Origin of the sequence: Deinococcus fonticola (assembly GCF_004634215.1) — a bacterium.
Taxonomy (GTDB): domain Bacteria; phylum Deinococcota; class Deinococci; order Deinococcales; family Deinococcaceae; genus Deinococcus; species Deinococcus fonticola.
In genome coordinates this window covers 1-17,666 of record NZ_SMMH01000003.1, presented here as the reverse complement: position 1 = coordinate 17,666, position 17,666 = coordinate 1, and the positions used below count along the sequence as shown (strand labels likewise).

Here is a 17,666-nt window from a genome sequence, read left to right as displayed (position 1 = left end):
GCCACCTATGCCCGGTCTGACGCGACCTCTTCACCAGCCGGCCGTGTCCCTGGCGATGTTTCTTCTGGCCGTCTGCGTCCTGGCGACGCTTGCGGTGTATGTCCTTCTGATCGTGAACTTCCTTCAGGATCCCGCTGGCAGCCCGCAGGAAAGACAGTTGGGCGAAGGTCTCCTGAGGGCCATGGTCTACCTGCCAGCCCTCGGTGCTTTAGGTCTGGCGTGGCTGGCGTGGTTACTCCGGCGGCCGTGGCTGTGGATCGTAGCGGCGGTGCAATTCCTTCTCAGTTCCGTGATGTTTTTGAACGTCTTTCCCGCCCTGATCACCCTCGCGGTGCTTTTGCTATGGAGATTCATTTCAGGCCGTTCGCCACGGGTTTGGCAGGCTAGGCGGTCGCTTCCACTCTAACGTTTCCATCTATGTCGTTTCGCAGCAGGTCACGGATGTTTTGCGGCAAATCTCCCCGCCCGGCGATCATCAGGCGCACGCCGTCGTCGAGGTCGGCGGCCAGCTGGCGCACGATTTCGGGCGTGAGGTCGTCGCGGATCGCCACGCTGCGGCGCACACCTGCATTGGTGTCGCCCGTCAGCCGGGTCAGCACAGCGGGCGGCAACGTCTCCGCGAAAGCCACGCCCCGGCGCACCTCGGCGCTGTTGTCCTGCGCCAGTTGCATCAGCCGCTCGCTGCCCAGATCCGGGCGCACCGCCAGAATCGTGCGGATGTTCGGGTCGTCGTCCTGCATCAGGACATCGAGCGCCCCGGCGGGCAGCGTCTCGGCGCTCGCCACGTGCACGCGGATGTCCTGCTCGGGGGCCCGCGCCAGCGCCACGACGGCCTCGTCCGGCAGGTCGTTGCGTTCCAGCAGGGCGCGGCGCACCGTCTCGGCCTCGTCGTGCGCCAGGTGCGAGAGCAGCGCCGGGGAAGCGTCCGGGCGACGGGCCAGCGCGGCCCGCACGTCGGGGTCGGCGTCGTTCTCGGCGCGGCCCAGCCACTCGCGCGGCACCTTCCACGCCTGCAGGGCCGCCGCGCGCACCATCGGGTGGTCGTTGGCCGCCAGCCACTCGCGCACCTTGCGGGGCAGGTCCACGCGCCGCGCCAGGGTGGACAGCACGTCGCTGTCCCCGTCGGCGGCCAGCGTCAGCATGCAGTCCAGCGGCAAGTCCAGCCGGCGGGCCACGTTTGCCCGCACCAGGCTGTGCGAGTCCGCCGCCAGCGTGCGCAGGGCGTCTCCCGGCAGGTCGGCGCGCAGGGCAATGGCTTTGCGCACGTCGTAATCGTCGTCCGCCGCCAGTTGCCGGATCAGCCGTTCGGGTAGGTTGGTGCGCCTGGCGATGGCCTCGCGCACCTGCCAGCCGGCGTCCTGCGCCAGGGCCGACACGCGCTCGGCGCTGAGGCCGGCATACGACGCCAGCGCGGTGCGCACGCTGAAGTCCTCGTGCCGCGCCGCGCCCTCCAGCACCCAGGCGGGCACGTCCGGCAGGGCCAGCAGCGCCGCCACCCCCTCGGCGGGAAAGACGCCCAGCAGGTTGGGCCGCGCCAGGCGCATCAGCGGCAAACCGGGGTTGCTCAGCACTTCGCGCGGAAAAGACGCCGCCAGGCTGCCCAGCACCTCCAGCGGCGTGTTGGGGTGGCGCGCCACCAGCGCCCGTACGCGCGAGTCCGGGTGGGCACTCAGGCCCGAGAGCACCTGCGCGGTCGCCTGCGGGTGCGCCGCCGCCTCCAGCGCCCCCGGAACCCCCAGCACCGTCAGGGTGCGCGGGTCAAGTTCGGAAAACGTCATGTCCCGATGATGCCAGAAGTGACGCCGCCGGGCGCGGGATTCAGGGGAAAGGGGGACGGGCTGGAAGGCGGCCACCGCACACCTTGCTCAGGCTGAGGGCATGCAATAGAAATCAAGAAAAAGCCCGCTCGGTGAAAAGCGGGCTGGCTGGCGTTCTGGAATGAATTCAGCGTTTGACGTGCACCGGCACCAGTTCGGGGCTCTGCACGTGCTTGGCCAGCAGAATACCCACGCACAGGACATGCAGCGCCATGACCGACAGCAGCTGAATGCTCGGCTCGGTTCGGAGGGCGAAAGCCCCCACGAACTGAAAACAGATCAGGTTGAGCAGCAGCGTGGGGCGGCGCTCCGGAAAACGACGAAAACCATAGATACCCGCCGCGATGCTGAACAGCAGCGGCAGCACCAGGGCCGTGAACAGTTCCAACTCCATGCCTTAAGTTTTACTTAATCCGTATTTCAGAAACGTTACTGGACAGCAAGTGAACTAGGGGACAGGCCACGCCTGACCGTTAAACGCTCAGTCATACCTACCGGAAAAGCGGACGCCAGGGAGAGAAAAACCAGGCCTTCGAGCTCATTCTTAGAGGGCGTACTGCTGCCATTTTCGGTCATCCAGCGCGTGTTCGCGCAGGTCGTTCACGTCCAGCCAGCCGTCTCTGAAGGTCACCGGGTGGTTGAGCAGATCGTCCTTCAGCTTCAGGACGAAACTGAGTTCACAGGGTTCGGTGACTTCTGCCTGGGTGCTCAGCAGCGCGGCGTGAATGGTGCCGAGGCCGGTACTGGCCTGGCTGCCCACCATGCCGCGTTTGCCTCTCGCGGCGGCGCTACGCAGCATCGCCAGGCCGTCGGTAAAGCCGTTGCGGGCCGTTTTCACGTTCAGGACATCGAACGTACCAAAATCCAGTTCGCGCCCGAGGTCGGCGGGCGTAAAGCAGCTGTCGTCCGCCACGATGGGCAAGACGCCCTGCGCGTGCAACTCGGCGCGGGCGCGCAGGTCGCGGGCGGGCAGCGGTTCCTCGACGTACAGCAGGCCCTCGCCCTGCATGGCGGCCAGCACGCTGGGGGCCACCTCCGGCGTCAGGGTTTCGTTGCTGTCGGCGTACAGCAGCACGTCCTGGCCGAAAGCGCGGCGCAGGTCACGAATCACCTCCAGGTCCTTCTGGTAGTGGCGGCCCACCTTCACCTTCAGGCAGCGCACGCCCGCCTCGACCACCCGTGTGGCCTCGTCCAGCATCTCGGCGGGCGTGGCGATTCCCAGGATGAAACTGACCCGCACCCGTTCCTTTGGCCCCACCAACGTGTCGAACAGCGTTTTTCCCTGTGCTCTGGCGCGGGCGTCCCACAGCGCCATGTCCAGTGCGCCGCGCGCCGTGTGGTTGTTGGTGACACTGTTGCGTACGCGCTCCAGCGCCGCCGTGTCATGGATGTCCAGCCCGGTCAGGGCGGGGGAGAGGTGCGCCAGAATGGCCTGCACGCTGCCCACCGTCTCGCCGTAGATGGTGGGGCGCGGGGGGGCTTCGGCCAGGCCCACCGACCCGTCCGAGAGGGTCACGCGCACCAGCACGTGTTCGGCGGCACTCAGGGCCGAGTGGGCGCCCCACGCCAGCGCGGACGTGAGCGGCAGGCGGTAGGGAAGCGCCTCGACGTTCTGAATGGTGCTCATGCCCACTCCCTCACGGCCTGCGCCACCTGCTCGGGGCTGAGGGCCACGGTGTCCAGCAGCAGGGCCCGTCGAAGCGGCAGCGTGGCCAGAAACGTCTCGGCAGCCTGCGGATCATAATTGCGGCGTTCGCTTACCACGATCTTGACCTTCGCCAGCACGTCCTGCGGGGCGTGCCCCCGCGTGGTCAGTGCCGCCAGTTGATCCAGTTCCGCGTCTGTAAACACGTCGCTCACACCTTTCAGTTCCGCGAGGGCGGCCCGCAGGTCACCCGCATTCTCCGCCTGCACCTGATCGAAGCCGTCGCCGCGCCCCAGCAGCCGCTCCACGCGCACCACGTCCGGCGCGCCCAGCGCCACGAAGCGCCACGCCGGGAAGGACTCGGCCGCGAACTGCACTTCCTCCAGGCCGCGCAGACCGTCGAACACCGGGGCCTCGCCCCACACCCGCGTCTCCGCCACCAGCGACCCCAGCGCCTGCGCCATGCCACCCGGATGCGTCTCGCGGTACTGCGCCGTCCACCGGAAGCGTTCCTCGCGGTCACGCACCTCGCGCCCCGCCAGCGGGAGGATCATCACCGCGTCGGTCACCTCGCGCCGGTCGGGCAAAACGCGCAGGGACGCGCCCTCCAGCGCCTTGAGGGCCGTGCTTTTTCCTACGCCTGTCACCCCGACCAGCACCGTCAGGGGCGAGTCCCCCAGACGGCGCTCGAACGCTCCCAGCGGCGCCCCTCCGGCCCGCAACCCCTGCCACGCAACTGAACTCACGCCCGGTAGCCTAAAGCATTTGACAAAAGAACGAAGTGCTTTTTGTCCGAGCGGAGCGAGTGAATTTAAATGAGCAGGACGAAGAATGGAGTTGTGCGGAGTAGTGTTCTTCGCAGAACGGAATTCGGAGACCTGCTCTAAAGCATCACTGTGCGCCACAGGGGGCCGGGCGCAGCGGCCTGTCCAGCCAGCGCGGAAAGGAAAGCTTCAGTGCGCCCGCTTTCCCCAAGATTCAGTCAAGAATGCCCGTGTAGACGCGGCGCAGGGCCTTCATAAACTGTTCAGCACAGCAGCCGAAGTCTCGCGTCAAGTCAAGGAAGTGACCCCCATGATCAAAGGTAAGGAAATTCTCGGCAGGAATATCGTCGCCATCAGCACCGGCGAGAAAGTGGACAGCGTGCGGGACGTGGTGTTCGACCACCAGGGCAACCAGGTGCTGGCGTTTCTGGTCGACGAGGGCGGCTGGTTCCGCGCCGCCAAAGCCGTGCCGTTTGAGCGCGTACGCAGCATCGGGGAGCACGCCATCATGATCGCCAGCGCCGACGACGTGACCTCCAGCCGTGACGACGGGCGCCTGGCCGACGCGCTGGAAAGCAAGACCAGCCTGCTGGGCATGACCCTGCTGACTACCGACGGGCAGAACCTCGGCAAGATCGCGGACGTGTACTTCGACGAGAACACCGGCCGGGTGGTGGGTTACGAGGCCACCGGGGGACTGTTCGCGGACCTGAGCAGTGGCCGGGCCTTTATTCCCGCACCCAGCGACGTGCAGATCGGCGCGGACGCCGCCATCGTGCCGCTGAGCGTGGCCGCCGCCATGAAGGAAAATCCCGGCGGCCTGAAGGGTGCGATCAAGACTGCCGGGGACGCCGTGACGGGCGCCGTTCACCACACCGGCGAAACGGTGACGGGCGCGGTGCAGAGTGCCGGCGAGGCGGTCAAGGACACCTACCAGAGCGCCGCCAGCAGCGTGAAGGAAACCGCCCAGAACGCCAGCGAGGCCGTCACCGAGCGCCAGCAGGAGTACGTGATCGGCAAGACCAGCAACACCGAGATTGTGGCCGCAGACGGCACCGTGATCGTGCATGAGGGTGAAGTCGTGACGCCGCTGCACGCCGAGGTCGCCGAGTGGCACGGCAAACTTCCGGCGCTGGCCGCCGCCGTGACGGGCGCCAGCGTCTCGACCTCGCTGGGGCAGGCCACCGAATCCTTGACCAGCAAGATGACCGCCGGATTCCGTGACCTGCTGAACGAGACCCGCACCCGCCAGAAACACTACGTGGTCGGAAAAACCGCTGGGCAGGACATCGAACTGGAGAACGGCCTGTTCATCGCCCATAAGGGTGACACCATCACCGCCGCGCAGGCCGAGGCCGCCGAGAAAGCCGGCAAGCTCGCGGCCCTGACCGCCGCCGCCACCGGTGGAGCAGTAGCCGACGCTTACGACGACGCCAGAACCCGCGTGCAGGAAGGCTACGCAGAGATCAGGGAGGCCACCGCTGACCGGCAGAAGGCCTACGTGACCGGCAAAGTGGCGGGAACCAACGTGGTCAGCGACTCCGGCGAGGTGATCGTGTCCCGGGGCGTGACCATCGGCGCCCACCACGCCGAGCGCGCCGAAGCGACCGGCAGTCTCGCGGCCCTGACCGCCGCCGCCACCGCAGGGGCCGTGACCGGAGCAGGCCAGGACGACATGGAGGACAACACGGCCAGCCCGCACCGCATCGAGGATACCCTGGGCCGCCGCGTCAGGCACGACATCCGCGCGCCCGGCGGCAGTCTGCTGGCGGCGCAGGGCCAGATCGTCAACACCGACATTGCGGCCCGCGCCCAGACGCTGGGCCTGGAACAGCCGCTGATCGAGGCCACGCTGGGCGAGGAGGTTCAGGGGAGCAATGCTGCCGCCGCCAACCTGCTCGACCGGGCCAAATCCTGGTTCAGCGACCGCAAGGAGGAGACCGAGCAGGCCATGCGGCAGCGTGAACAGGAAGCGCACGAGCAGCGCATCCGCTCGGCCCTGGGCCGCCCGGTGACCCGCGTGATCCTGGCGCCGGACGACAGCATCATCCTGAACACCGGCGAAATCATCACCAACAAGGCCGTCGACGCCGCCCGTGCCGGCAACGTCCTCGACATTCTGCTCGACAGCGTCAGCAAGGAAGACCCCAGCATCGACCCCCTCGCCACTCGCCCCACAGAAACCGGGCAGGCTGCCCTCGAAAGCCAGCAGAAGCCCGACGCGGAAAGCTGAAAGACCTCGACACGGCACGCCTCCCCGCGCGACAGGGGAGGCGTCTGCTGCACCTCAATTCGGCGGGTTGAACAGTTTCCAGTGCCCCTCGGAGATCACGGTCACGTGCCCGTCATTGACCTGAATGGCGGTCTGGTCATCGATGGCGTAGGCTGGCCCGCCGATCTCCGCTGCCCACTTCTCGGCGTGGGCGAGGGTGTTCTCCGGAAAATGCGGGTAGTCCAGGTGCGGAAAAATCGAGAAATCAACCAGGCCTAGTGTTTGGTCATTGCCCGCAGGCGCTGTCCAGCCCACGAACCCGGCCCCGATGCGCGGCGTCATGACCATGCTTCCGGCGCTGAGGCCCACCCACACGGTGTCCGGCAGGGTGGGCAGCAGGTCAGCCAGCCCGGACTCGCGCATCCAGTGAGCCAGGTACAGGGCGTCCCCACCGTCCACCAGCAGCACGTCCGCTTCACGAACCCAGGGCGCCCAGCGCTCGCGGCCCAGGCTGGGCAGGGCAGTCAGTTCCAGCACCCCCGGGGATTTCCAGCCCAGGTCGCACATGGGGGCCGGCGACCCACCCGTGATGAAACGGTAGGCGTTGACCGGCGTACACCAGGGGTGGGCGTAGGAGGCGGTGGGAATGCACAGGGCGTGACATTCGCTGATGGGTTTGCCCAGCAGGTCGAGCAAGGCGCCCTGAAGGCTGGGGTTGGTGATGCCGCCTGAAGTGAGCAGGAGTTTCATGGTCTGTATCCTTGTGCTGTGTCCTTGTGGCTGAGTCCTCGTCGCTGGGGAGGCAGGCCCTTGTCGAGGAACCATGCTGTCGTGGCTTCTATTCTGCTCTCTACATAATGCGTTATGCTGGGGCCGATGTCATCGCCTGCCCCGTCCCCGTCTGCTCTGCCCACCGCTGACCGCGCCCTGCAAGTCCTGCAAAGGGTGTGGGGCTACCCGGCGTTCCGGGGCGTGCAGGGCGAGATCATCGAGCAAGTGGTGGAGGGCGGCAACGCGCTGGTGCTGATGCCCACCGGCGGCGGCAAGAGCCTGTGCTACCAGCTTCCCAGCCTGCTGCGCCAGGGCGTGGGCGTGGTGGTGTCCCCCCTGATCGCCCTGATGAAAGACCAGGTGGACACCCTGCGCCAGAACGGCGTGCGGGCCGCCTACCTGAATTCCACGCTGACGGCCCCGGAGGCCAGGGCGGTCGAGGACACCCTGCAACGCGGCGAACTCGATCTGCTGTACGTGGCCCCCGAACGCCTGCTGCTGCCGCGCACCCTGGAACTGCTGGAGCACGCCCCGGTGGCCCTTTTCGCCATCGATGAGGCGCACTGCGTGTCGCAGTGGGGCCACGACTTCCGGCCCGAGTACCAGCAGCTGGGCGTGCTGCCGCAGCGCTTTCCGCACATTCCGCGCGTGGCCCTGACCGCCACCGCCGACGACCGCACGCGGGCCGACATGAAAAGCGTGCTGCACCTGCACGACGCGCCCGAGTTCATCTCCAGCTTCGACCGGCCCAACATCCAGTACCGCGTGATGCTGAAAAGCAGTCCCAAGACGCAGCTGCTGGAATTTATCCGCGAGGAACACGGTGCAGGTTCAGCGGGGGGCGACGCCGGAATCGTGTACTGCCTCTCGCGCAAGAGCGTGGAGGACACCGCCAAGTGGCTTCAGGCGCAGGGAATCGCTGCGGTGGCGTACCATGCGGGCCTCTCGCCGCGGGAACGCAGCCACGCGCAGGAACGCTTCCTGAACGAGGAAGGTCTCATCGTGGTCGCCACCGTGGCGTTCGGCATGGGCATCGACAAACCCAACGTGCGCTTCGTGGCGCACCTCGACCTGCCCAAAAGCATGGAAGGGTACTACCAGGAAACCGGGCGCGCCGGACGCGACGGCCTGCCCAGTACCGCCTGGATGGTCTACGGTCTCAGCGATGTAGTTAACGTCAGGCGCATGCTGGCCCAGTCGGACGCCCCCGAGGACGTGAAGCGCGTGGAGAGCGCCAAACTGGACGCCCTGCTGACCTACTGTGAGACCGCCGCGTGCCGTCGCCAGACGCTCCTCTCGTATTTCGGAGAGACGCTGCGTGACCCGTGCGGCAACTGCGACACCTGCCTCACCCCCCCACAGGCCCGCGACATGACCCGCGAGGCGCAGATGGCCCTGAGCGCGGTGGTGCGCACAGGCAACCGCTTCGGCGCGGCGCACATCACCGACGTGCTGCTGGGCAAGGAGACCGAGCGCATCGTGGCGCTGGGGCACCACCAGTTGCCCACCTTCGGCGTGGGGGCCGCACACGACGAGAAAACCTGGCGCAGCGTCCTGCGGCAGCTCGTCAGCCTGGGGTATCTGGCCGCCGACGACCATTACGGCCTGAACGCCACCCCGAAATCCCGCGCCCTGCTGAAAGGCGAGACCAGACTGCAACTGCGCGAGGACGCCCTGATCGCGCAGACCAGCACCCGCAAGAAAGAGAAACGCAGCCGCCAGGCCCCGGTGGACACCCAGGACGCCCCGCTGTTCGAAGCCCTGCGCCAGTGGCGGCTGGAACGCGCCAGGTCGCTGGCGGTGCCGCCCTACGTGATCTTCAGTGACGCCACGCTGAAGACCATTACCGAACTGAAGCCCAGCAGCCACGCCAGCCTCGGCACCGTCAGCGGCGTGGGGCAGCGCAAACTCGCGGATTACGGCGACGAGGTGCTCCAGGTCGTGCGCGACAACGCCCCTTCGCGGGACGGGGGGCGCGGCGCGCGGCTGGAAACGCCGCAGGAGCGCGGCCTTCAGAACAACCAGACCATCCTGGGGCTCCTGAAAAAAAGCTCCGCTCAGGCCACGGCGCTGCTGCCGGGCCTCCCCGAGCAGGTAGCGCCGGACGCGGAAGTGATGGCGGCCCTTGGGGCCTTGCGCCAGGAACTGGCCCGCGAGGAGGAGGTGAGCGCCTTCGTGGTGTACCCGAACGCTGCCCTGAACGCCCTGGCGACCCGCCAGCCCCGCACCCTGGACGACCTGCGCGGCATGCCGGGCCTGGGTGAAAAGCGCATCCAGGCGTATGGCGAGCGCATTCTGGACGCCATTGCCACAGCCCTGGACGGGTAACGCGCTGGACAGTTTCGGCTGGACGCCGCTTCACTGCTTCGCCGGGCAGGTCGTCCTCTTCAGCTGGCACCGGCGTCCACCCGCGTGCCGCGCTGCTTTTCATGCACCTCGATTTCCCGCTGAAGAAAGTAGTTCAGGGCAGTGCGGATAAACGCGATGGCCCCCAACTTCCCAATGTCGTCCCAGGTGGGGGCAATGGCCGTCAGCAGGATGTCGGCGGCCAGCAGGAACTCCAGTGAAATCGCCAGCCAGCGGCCCAGTTGCAGCCGCAGGCTCTCCTTGACGGTGTCGGGGGCGCGGTCGCGCTGCCAGAACACCCGCGCGGCCCGCCACAGCGCCTCGACCACCGCCAGCGTGATGATGAAGGCGGCGGACGCCTCGGCTATTCGCGCGATCAGCTGCGCCGCCGTCTGCACCGCCCCCTCCAGCGACTCCAGCATCAGCTTTGCCCGTCACCCCTGGCCCACTCGATGAATTCGCTCAGGTCGCGGGCCTGCTGCGCCAGGCTGGGCTGGTGGACGTACATCATGTGGCCGGCCTCGTAAAACACCTCGCGGATGTTGCCGCGCAGGCCGGGGTCGAGTTGCAGGTGATCCAGGGTGTGACGGGCGGCCCAGTACGGCGTGGCGAAATCGTAGTACCCGGCGGCGTTCAGGACTTTCAGGTGCGGGTTCTGGTGCATGGCGCTGCGCAGCGTGTCGGCCGCGCGGACGTGCCGGCCCTCGAATTCCTTCATGCTCCACGGGCGCGTGCGGCCCGAGAGTACCTCGTAGGCCAGGTCGGACTGGAACTTCAGCTCCTGGCGCACGTAGTGGTTGAAGGTGGCGGTGTACGGCCCCAGGATGGCCGCGTAGCTGGGATCGTAGTCGATGGCGCTGCCGCCCGCCGTGCGGTCGAGGCCGGTAAAGCGGCTGTCCAGGCGGCCCACCGTGAGCCGGCGGTCACGCAGCAGTTCCTTGCAGAACTTCATCAGCTCGACGCGCAGGTCGTTTTGCAGCACGAACTCGGTGCCCAGGCCGGTCAGGCGGGCGTACTTCTGCGCCACGCGGCGGCGGGCAGTGGGCGTCAGGCGGGCGCCCAGGTGCAGCGCCGCGGCGTACTCGCCGTCCGCGAAGGCCTCGGCTTCCCGCAGCACGCCCTTCAGGGTGCGGCGCTTGCCGAGTTTGCCGTGATACCAGGCGGTCGCCACCTGCGTCGGCAGGTGCGTCACGTAGGCCAGGTCGTGCCCCGGAGTAATGTCCACCGTGGCGTAATCCAGGATGGTGCTGATCAGCATGATGCCGCTGAGGAACATCCCGTGCCGCTCCTGCAAATACCCGCTGAGGCCCGCCGAGCGCATGGTGCCGTAACTCTCGCCGATCAGGAACTTGGGCGAGAGCCAGCGGCCTGCCCGCGACGTCCACAACCGGATGAAATCCCCGACCGACTCGATGTCCTTTTTGAAGCCGTGAAACTCGCCGGGCTTCTCGCCCTCGGTCACGCGCGAGTACCCGGTGCTGACCGGGTCGATGAACACCAGGTCGCTGTGCGTCAGCAGCGTGAACTCGTTGTCGGTCAGCCGGTAGGGTGGCCCGGTCAACTCGCCGGCGTCGCCCATCACCACGCGGCGCGGCCCCAGCAGGCCCAGGTGCAGCCACAGCGCCGGACTGCCCGGCCCGCCGTTGTAGGCAAAAGTCACCGGGCGGCTGGCGGCGTCCTGCTCGTCCAGCGCGTAGGCCACGAAGAAGATGCGCGCCCTGGGCTTATGGCCCTCGAACTCGCCTTCCTTGCCGTGCTTCTCCTCGGGCAGCACCATCGTGCCGGCGGTGGCGGTGTAATTCAGCGTCTGCCCGTTCACGGTGATGCTGTGCCGCGTGACACTCACCTCGTCATGCGCTTCCCCGGTGGGTTTTTCGGGAGTGGATACCTTCACTTCCAGCTCGTGACTGGCCTGCACGTCTGAACTGTCGCTCACGCCCTTACGTTACAGCGTCCTTACGTTAGAGCGTTTGGGCCAGCTGCACGGCCTCCACCAGCCCGCCCTCGTCCACGTGGCCCACCACCGTCTCGGCCACGGCCTTCAGCACGTCCTCGGCGTTGCCCATGGCGACCGGGTGCCCCACCGCCCGCAGCAGGTGCAGGTCGTTGCTGCCGTCGCCTACCGCCATCACCCGGTTCATGCCCAGGCCGTATTTTTCCGCCACGCGGCGAATGGCGCTGCCCTTGTCGACCCCGGCCTTCGTGACACTGACGAAGATGGTGTCGCGCATGACCGGGCTGCCCGCCGGGTGCAACTCCAGCCCTTCGTGCGGCTCGCCCGTGATCTGCGCGCTGTCCTCGATCGGGGCGACCCACTGCACGCGCACCACCGTGCCGGACAGGTCTTCGGGCCGGATAGGCCGGTAAGGCAGGCCCAGCAGCGCCGCGTGCCGCTCGGCCAGCTCGCCCGGCTTGGTGATGGCGTATTCGGTGTCGGTGTAAATTTCCAGCAGCCTATCGGTGTGCCGCGCATGCTCGATCAGCGCCTGCAACTTCTGCGCCGGGAACGGCTCGGAGAGACTTTCGCCCGTGTCCACCTTCACGACGCTGGCGCCGTTCTGAAAGACGTGCCAGCCGTCGGCGTCCAGTTTCCGGGCGTACTCCAGCGCGTTGCCCACCGCCGGCCGCCCGCTGCAAATCGCCAGCCGCATGCCCTGCGCCCGCGCCTGCGCCAGCGCCGCCCACACGTCCTCCCGCACCACGTTCGCCGTACCCACCAGCGTACCGTCCACATCAATCGCCATCAAACCAAGCATCACGGGCAGTCTAGAGGCAAAACCTCAGCGGGAAGAAGGTGCTGTCTTCCTCCTCAACCTTCGTCGCGTTGCCAGTAGCCTTCGCGGTCCAGCGCTGCCCGGCCGCCCACGTGAACCGCCTGCACGGCGTTCCCCAGCACCTCGATCTCCACTTCGATCTCGCCGGGCGTGCCCAGGCCGTGCCCCTGGTAAATCACGCCCACCGCACGGTTTTGCTTGACCGGCAGGCGGCCCTCGGCGGCCAGCAGGGCCATCAGCGCCCCGGCCGCGCTGCCCGTGACCGCGTCTTCGGGAATGCCCAGCAGTGGGGCAAAATCGCGCGCGGCAAAGCGGTTGACGCCCATCGGTGCGTAAGCGTACACGCTGCCGACCCCCAGGGCCTCCGACAGCTGCGCAATGGCCGGAAAATCCGGTTCCAGGCCGTCCAGAATCAGCGCGTCCAGCAGCGGCACAAAGGCGCTCCACAGCCCTGTGCTGGCCGCCGCCAGCGGCAAGCCCCGGTGAATCATGCGCTCGTCGATGCCCAGCGCCCCCGCCAGTTCGGCCCGCCACTCGCGGCCCAGTGGGCGGAATTCCGGCTGGCGCTGCGTCATCCAGATCTGTTTGGGCACGCCCGCCTCGCACGCCTGGCGCAGTGGAATGCGCCCTGCCAGGGTTTCCAGCGTCACCGCTGCGCCGGGCCACAACCCCGCCTGCGCCAGCATCAGCCCCAGGGCAACGGTCGCGTGCCCACAGAACTCGACTTCCTGGGTGGGCGTGAAGTAGCGCACCTGCACCAGCCCGGCGTCCAGGCGCGTCACGAACACCGTTTCCGGCGCCCCCACGAAAGCCGCCAGCGCCTGCATCTCGGCGTCGGTCAGGGAGGCGGCGTCCAGTACCACGCCCGCTTGATTGCCCTGGCCCGGCGTATCGGTGAAAGCGCTCACCTCGCTGTAAGCGATCATGCCTGGAACATAGCAGAAGTGTTCAGGCCAGTCGGTGAAGCCTACACGCTGAAGAAGTTGAGAAAATGCCATTCAAATCTTTTCTGGCACAGCTGCGAAGCTGATCGGAGCGGTACAGCAGTTCTCCGAATTCCGTCAGGCGAGGAAGGGCACCCCATCGGATGCCATTCTCTCCTGAGAGCTGTGCCAGTCCTTCCTGCTCGTCGAATTTCACTCGCTTTGCTCGGACAGACGGCCCTCCATTGTTTATGCCCGAAGCCCTACTGTGAAAGACTCGGGCCATGAATAGCTCGCATGTTCCGGTCACCGAGTGGGCCGCCCTGACCCCCGAACTGATGTGCAGCGACCTCGCCCACAGCCTGGGCGTGTATACCCGGCTGTTCGGTTTTACGCTCAACTACACCCGCCCCGGCTTCGCATACCTGAGCCTGGGCCGCGCGCAACTGATGCTGGAGCAGTACGACCCCGGCAACGGCTGGCTGACCGGGCCACTTGAACAACCGTTTGGCCGGGGCATCAACTTTCAAATTGAGGCGCCGGATGTGGCAGGACTCCACGAACGGCTTCAGGCGGAAGGCTACCCGCTGTTCAGGCCACTCAAGACAGCAACGTATATGGAAGGCAACACCGCGCACACGCAGCAGGAATTTCTGGTGCTCGACCCGGACGGCTACCTGCTGCGGTTTATCGGTTAAGTTCATTGCATTTTCGCCGCGACAAGCGGCGCTGGAAAGCTGAACGAACGCTTACTTGGTTGCAGAACTTCAGACGAGTCCGGACTTGCGATAAGCTCAAAGCGGTCAACATTCTGGCGATGATTCAGCTCGCCTGCAGCTTCATCCTGCTTCACGTCATTTCTGGCTAGCTCCTAGAACGCCACGTCCTGCACCACCGGGTGTAACAGAATCTCATCGACGCGCACGTGCTGCGGCACACTCAGGGCGTAGGCGACCGCGCCAGCAATGTCGGCGGGCTTGAGCCACGCGACCTTCTGAGGTTCGCCCGGCTGACTGCCGTTGAAATAGGTGTCCACCATGCCAGGGCGCACTTCCGTGACGCGCAGGCCGTAAGCGTGCCCCTCGTGGGCCAGGGCCTGCGTCACGGCCCGCTGCGCGTACTTGCTCGCGGTGTACAGCGCGCCCCCGGCGAAGGTGCGGGCGCTCACGTCACTGGTGATGTTGATCAGGTGACTGACCTGGCCCTGGGAATGACGGAACTGAAAATGCGCCACCAGCGCTTTCGTCATCAGGAGGGTGCCCAGCACGTTGGTGTCCATCACCCGGCGGTACTCCTCCACGCTGATCTGCTGCAGCGGCATGAACGAGCCCACGCCCGCGTTGTTCACCAGCGAGTCCACGCCCGCCGACCGGGCCGCCTGCGCGAACGCTGCCACGCTGTCCTCGCTGGTCACGTCCAGCGGCAGGAACACTGCCCCGTCCCGCGCCAACCCGTCCACGTCCCGCGCCCCGGCGATGACCCTGGCGCCCTGCGACACCAGCAATTCCACGATGCCCAGTCCAATGCCCTTGCTGGCGCCCGTTACCGCGATCACGCGGCCGGAAAGAGGAACAGAAGTGGTCATGATCGATGAGTGTAAATCAATCAGGCATTCACGGCGCTGAGCGGCCCACCACGAAAGCCAATCCGAGGAGGCCCAGCCCTGCCGTTCCGGCAACGACACCGAGCAGACCCAGCCCCAGGGAAGCGCCAGCGTTGTGGACGTGGGTGGGTGCGCAGTCCGATGCTTCGGCCGTCACCCAGCTGCCCTGCGGCAGGTCATTGGGGTCGATTCGTATTTGCAGAAAGGAACCGACTGGCAGGGCCTGCTCCGCCTGCTGTCTGATCTGCTTCGCTGTGCCGTCACCCGTCAGATTCCGCAGCGCCCGGGGGAAAACGAAAGCCCGGATCAGCTGCCCCTGCCACGGCGCTTCGACCAGACAGGAACCGGAGGTGTACCGGGGATTGAGGGGGCGATGACCCCTGTAGGGTGTCGGGTAGGCGCTGTGACCGACGACCCGGGCGCTGACTTCCGGCCACTCGCGCGGATTGCGGTTCGGACGGGTCATCCAGCCGACCGTTCCCCCAAACCCCGTGGAGACGAACACCACGCCCAGAAGCAGCAGCAAAACGCCCAGTATCCCCAGGAACAGGCCCAGCAGCAGGAACACCATGTCAGGCTGATGTTAAATCCTGCTATCTGCCATAATTCTTGCCGATGACAACTCGTTCTTCTATTCAGGGTTTGAAGGGACACGTGGGTGAAACGGTGCAGGTTCACGCGTGGCTGCAGGACAAGAGCGGCAAGGGCAAGATTCAGTTCCTGAAAATCCGCGACGGCAGCGGCTTCGTGCAGGCCACGGTGTTCAAGGGCGACGTTTCGGAAGACGTGTTCGAGGCGGCCAAGCGCCTCACGCAGGAGCAGGCGGTCACCGTCACCGGCGAGGTGCGGGCCGACGACCGGGCGCCGGGCGGCGTGGAACTCAGCGTGCGGGACGTCGTGACCATCAGCGAGAACCACGGCGAGTATCCCATCACACCCAAGGAGCACGGCATCGAGTTCCTGATGGATCACCGGCACGTGTGGCTGCGTCACCGCCGCCCCTGGGCGATCATGCGCGTGCGCGACTGCGTGCAGCGCGGCGTAGTGGAGTTCTTTCACGGCGAGGGGTTCGTGCGCTTCGACGCGCCTTTCTTCACGCCCAACGCGGCGGAGGGCACCACCGAGCTGTTTGAAATCGACCTGTTCGGCGAGGACAAGGCCTACCTCTCGCAGACCGGGCAGCTGCACGCCGAGGCGGGGGCGTTCGCGTTTGGCAAGGTGTACACCTTCGGGCCGACCTTCCGCGCCGAGAAGTCCAAAACCCGCCGTCACCTGCTGGAATTCTGGATGGTCGAACCCGAGGTGGTGCCCAGCAACCACGTGGAAAACATGGCCCTTCAGGAACGCTTCGTAAGTTTCCTGGTGCGCAAGGTTCTGGCCGAGTGTCAGGCCGAACTGGAACTGCTGGGCCGAGACGTGAGCAAACTCGCCGGGGCCGCCGAGGGCCACTACCCCCGCGTGACATACACCGACGCGCTGGAGATCATCCGCCGGCACATCGAGGACAAAGACCTGCCCGAGAACGTGCAGGATGACGTGCAACCCGTCGAGTGGGGCGACGACCTGGGTGCGCCGCACGAGACCATCCTGGGCCACCACTTCGACCGGCCGGTGATTATCGAGCAGTACCCGGTGGGCGTGAAGGCGTTCTACATGCAGCCCAACCCCGATAACCCCAGAGTGGCCCTGTGCGACGACATGATCGCCCCCGAAGGCTACGGCGAGATCATCGGCGGCTCGGAGCGCATTCACGATTACGACCTGCTCAAGGCCCGCATCGAGCACGAGGGCCTGCCCCTCGAAGCGTTCGACTGGTACCTCGACCTGCGCCGCACCGGCAGCATGCCCCACGCCGGCTTCGGGATGGGCCTGGAACGCGTGATCGCCTGGATCACCGGCATCGACCACATCCGCGAGGCGATTCCCTTCCCGCGCATGCTCAGCCGCATGAGACCCTGAGAGATGGGCTGGGAGATCGTGGGCAAATCTCAGCACCACGATCTCCCAGCCATCTTCCTTGTTCCTGACGACTCTTAGCCGGGCCTGACCCGTTCCACCCCGAACTCAAGAATGGCCCCGTCACGCTTTACCCGGAACCGGCTTTTCACTCCGGCGGGCCGCTCCAGCGGTACTTCCATATAGGGTGTTTGCGTGACGTCATGTCCGTCGTACTCCAGCACGGTGTCGCCGCGCTGCAATCCGGCTTGCTGGGCCGGACTGTCGTCCCATACGTGGACACACTGCATGCCCAGCCCGTCCGGTGTGACGGCCGCAAACTGGGCGCCCATCATGCCGCGCCCCTTCAGCCGCGGCATATGCTGCCGCAACATGCGGATCTGGCCCCGGTGGTTGATCTCGTCCTCAAGTACGTGGAACCACATAAAAGAGCGGTTGCCGGTCTGTCCCCAGAAAGGCAGGGGTTCTTCCAGCCACGCGTCGTCCCTGGCGCGGAACAGTTCCAGCGTTTCGGCGCGGGCTTCCTCCAGATTCCGCAGGTAATACGAAAGTCTGTGGCCCCTGATGTGCTCGCGGCCCAGGTCTCCCAGCATCAGGCCCGGCATCCAGCGTTCCCCCAGCGCCTCGTCCGGATCGGGGTGCCCCAGGCTGATGTGCTGGTAGATGCGTTCCACCGCCGCGAAGTGTTCCAGCAGCATGCCCACGCTGTTGCCGTAGGGTTCGGGCACTAGTACAGCGTTCTAGAAATTATAATACTTAGCCTATGGGACGCCCAATTCAGTATGCGGTCGTGCTGAGTGCTGAGCAGGAGCAGTACTTGAAGAGCCTCACGTCAAAAGGAAGCGGCAAGGCGCG

General features: G+C 66.4%; 18 protein-coding genes. 5 read left to right on the top strand and 13 right to left on the bottom strand.

The features are described 5' to 3' along the window. The first annotated feature begins 7 nt into the window (after positions 1–7). Positions 8–406, top strand: a complete 399-nt coding sequence (locus E5Z01_RS02415) for a hypothetical protein (RefSeq protein ID WP_135227921.1) — start codon at positions 8–10, stop codon at positions 404–406. Here the strand turns inward: E5Z01_RS02415 and E5Z01_RS02410 are convergent. The 4 genes from E5Z01_RS02410 to E5Z01_RS02395 all read right to left on the bottom strand — a co-directional run bounded on the left by E5Z01_RS02410 (position 384) and on the right by E5Z01_RS02395 (position 4,208). Further along, entirely contained in the window at positions 384–1,778 is a 1,395-nt protein-coding gene (locus E5Z01_RS02410) for a hypothetical protein (RefSeq protein ID WP_135227920.1), read from the bottom strand. The two genes, E5Z01_RS02415 and E5Z01_RS02410, sit on opposite strands and share 23 nt — an antisense overlap. Before the next feature lie 166 nt (positions 1,779–1,944). Further along, on the bottom strand, positions 1,945–2,211 hold the full coding sequence (locus tag E5Z01_RS02405; protein ID WP_135227919.1) for a hypothetical protein: 267 nt from the start codon (positions 2,209–2,211) through the stop codon (positions 1,945–1,947). A 150-nt stretch (positions 2,212–2,361) separates the two neighbouring features. Then, positions 2,362–3,444 carry an enolase C-terminal domain-like protein gene (locus E5Z01_RS02400; protein ID WP_135227918.1) on the bottom strand — a complete coding sequence of 361 codons (1,083 nt, stop codon included), beginning with the start codon at positions 3,442–3,444 and terminating at the stop codon, positions 2,362–2,364. Further along, on the bottom strand, positions 3,441–4,208 hold the full coding sequence (locus E5Z01_RS02395; protein ID WP_240738141.1) for a DEAD/DEAH box helicase family protein: 768 nt from the start codon (positions 4,206–4,208) through the stop codon (positions 3,441–3,443). Before E5Z01_RS02395 ends, E5Z01_RS02400 begins: the two co-directional genes overlap by 4 nt. 328 nt (positions 4,209–4,536) lie before the next feature. Here E5Z01_RS02395 and E5Z01_RS02390 point away from each other — a divergent pair, with 328 nt between their 5' ends. Further along, complete coding sequence (locus tag E5Z01_RS02390; RefSeq protein ID WP_135227916.1) at positions 4,537–6,459, top strand: PRC-barrel domain-containing protein; 1,923 nt, start codon at positions 4,537–4,539, stop codon at positions 6,457–6,459. Positions 6,460–6,513: 54 nt separating this feature from the next. Here E5Z01_RS02390 and E5Z01_RS02385 read toward each other — a convergent pair whose 3' ends face one another. Beyond that, entirely contained in the window at positions 6,514–7,188 is a 675-nt protein-coding gene (locus E5Z01_RS02385; protein WP_135227915.1) for a Type 1 glutamine amidotransferase-like domain-containing protein, read from the bottom strand. 126 nt (positions 7,189–7,314) lie between these two features. On the opposite strand from E5Z01_RS02385, the gene recQ reads away from it, so the two are divergent. Beyond that, positions 7,315–9,537 carry a DNA helicase RecQ gene (gene recQ / locus E5Z01_RS02380; protein ID WP_135227914.1) on the top strand — a complete coding sequence of 741 codons (2,223 nt, stop codon included), beginning with the start codon at positions 7,315–7,317 and terminating at the stop codon, positions 9,535–9,537. A 59-nt stretch (positions 9,538–9,596) separates the two neighbouring features. Here the strand turns inward: recQ and E5Z01_RS02375 are convergent, their stop codons facing one another. From E5Z01_RS02375 to E5Z01_RS02360, 4 genes are read right to left on the bottom strand one after another with little or no spacing between them, the layout of a single operon-like run. Then, complete coding sequence (locus tag E5Z01_RS02375) at positions 9,597–9,977, bottom strand: DUF1622 domain-containing protein (protein WP_167757730.1); 381 nt, start codon at positions 9,975–9,977, stop codon at positions 9,597–9,599. After that, positions 9,977–11,491, bottom strand: coding sequence for a S10 family peptidase (locus tag E5Z01_RS02370; RefSeq protein WP_167757729.1), 1,515 nt, complete (start codon positions 11,489–11,491; stop codon positions 9,977–9,979). The genes E5Z01_RS02375 and E5Z01_RS02370 overlap by 1 nt, the downstream gene beginning before the upstream one ends. Positions 11,492–11,516: 25 nt before the next feature. Then, complete coding sequence (locus tag E5Z01_RS02365; RefSeq protein ID WP_135227913.1) at positions 11,517–12,311, bottom strand: Cof-type HAD-IIB family hydrolase; 795 nt, start codon at positions 12,309–12,311, stop codon at positions 11,517–11,519. Positions 12,312–12,364: 53 nt separating this feature from the next. Further along, the gene (locus E5Z01_RS02360) at positions 12,365–13,255 is read right to left on the bottom strand and encodes a PhzF family phenazine biosynthesis isomerase (protein WP_135227912.1); all 891 of its coding nucleotides are present in this window, start codon (positions 13,253–13,255) and stop codon (positions 12,365–12,367) included. 281 nt (positions 13,256–13,536) lie between these two features. Here E5Z01_RS02360 and E5Z01_RS02355 point away from each other — a divergent pair, with 281 nt between their 5' ends. Then, on the top strand, positions 13,537–13,950 hold the full coding sequence (locus E5Z01_RS02355) for a bleomycin resistance protein (RefSeq protein WP_135227911.1): 414 nt from the start codon (positions 13,537–13,539) through the stop codon (positions 13,948–13,950). Positions 13,951–13,952: 2 nt separating this feature from the next. On the opposite strand, the gene E5Z01_RS20330 is transcribed toward E5Z01_RS02355, so the two are convergent. From E5Z01_RS20330 to E5Z01_RS02345, 3 genes are read right to left on the bottom strand one after another with little or no spacing between them, the layout of a single operon-like run. Continuing rightward, a complete protein-coding gene (locus E5Z01_RS20330) occupies positions 13,953–14,105 on the bottom strand; it encodes a hypothetical protein (RefSeq protein ID WP_167757728.1) in 153 nt (50 codons plus the stop codon). 18 nt (positions 14,106–14,123) lie between these two features. Beyond that, positions 14,124–14,837 carry an SDR family oxidoreductase gene (locus E5Z01_RS02350; RefSeq protein WP_135227910.1) on the bottom strand — a complete coding sequence of 238 codons (714 nt, stop codon included), beginning with the start codon at positions 14,835–14,837 and terminating at the stop codon, positions 14,124–14,126. A gap of 28 nt (positions 14,838–14,865) precedes the next feature. Further along, positions 14,866–15,426, bottom strand: coding sequence for a DUF3592 domain-containing protein (locus E5Z01_RS02345; protein WP_135227909.1), 561 nt, complete (start codon positions 15,424–15,426; stop codon positions 14,866–14,868). Positions 15,427–15,470: 44 nt separating this feature from the next. Between E5Z01_RS02345 and asnS the strand changes: the two genes are divergently transcribed. Continuing rightward, complete coding sequence (gene asnS, locus E5Z01_RS02340; protein WP_135227908.1) at positions 15,471–16,814, top strand: asparagine--tRNA ligase; 1,344 nt, start codon at positions 15,471–15,473, stop codon at positions 16,812–16,814. Positions 16,815–16,888: 74 nt separating this feature from the next. On the opposite strand, the gene E5Z01_RS02335 is transcribed toward asnS, so the two are convergent. Beyond that, a complete protein-coding gene (locus tag E5Z01_RS02335) occupies positions 16,889–17,539 on the bottom strand; it encodes a mycothiol transferase (RefSeq protein ID WP_135227907.1) in 651 nt (216 codons plus the stop codon). Positions 17,540–17,666 lie beyond the last annotated feature (127 nt).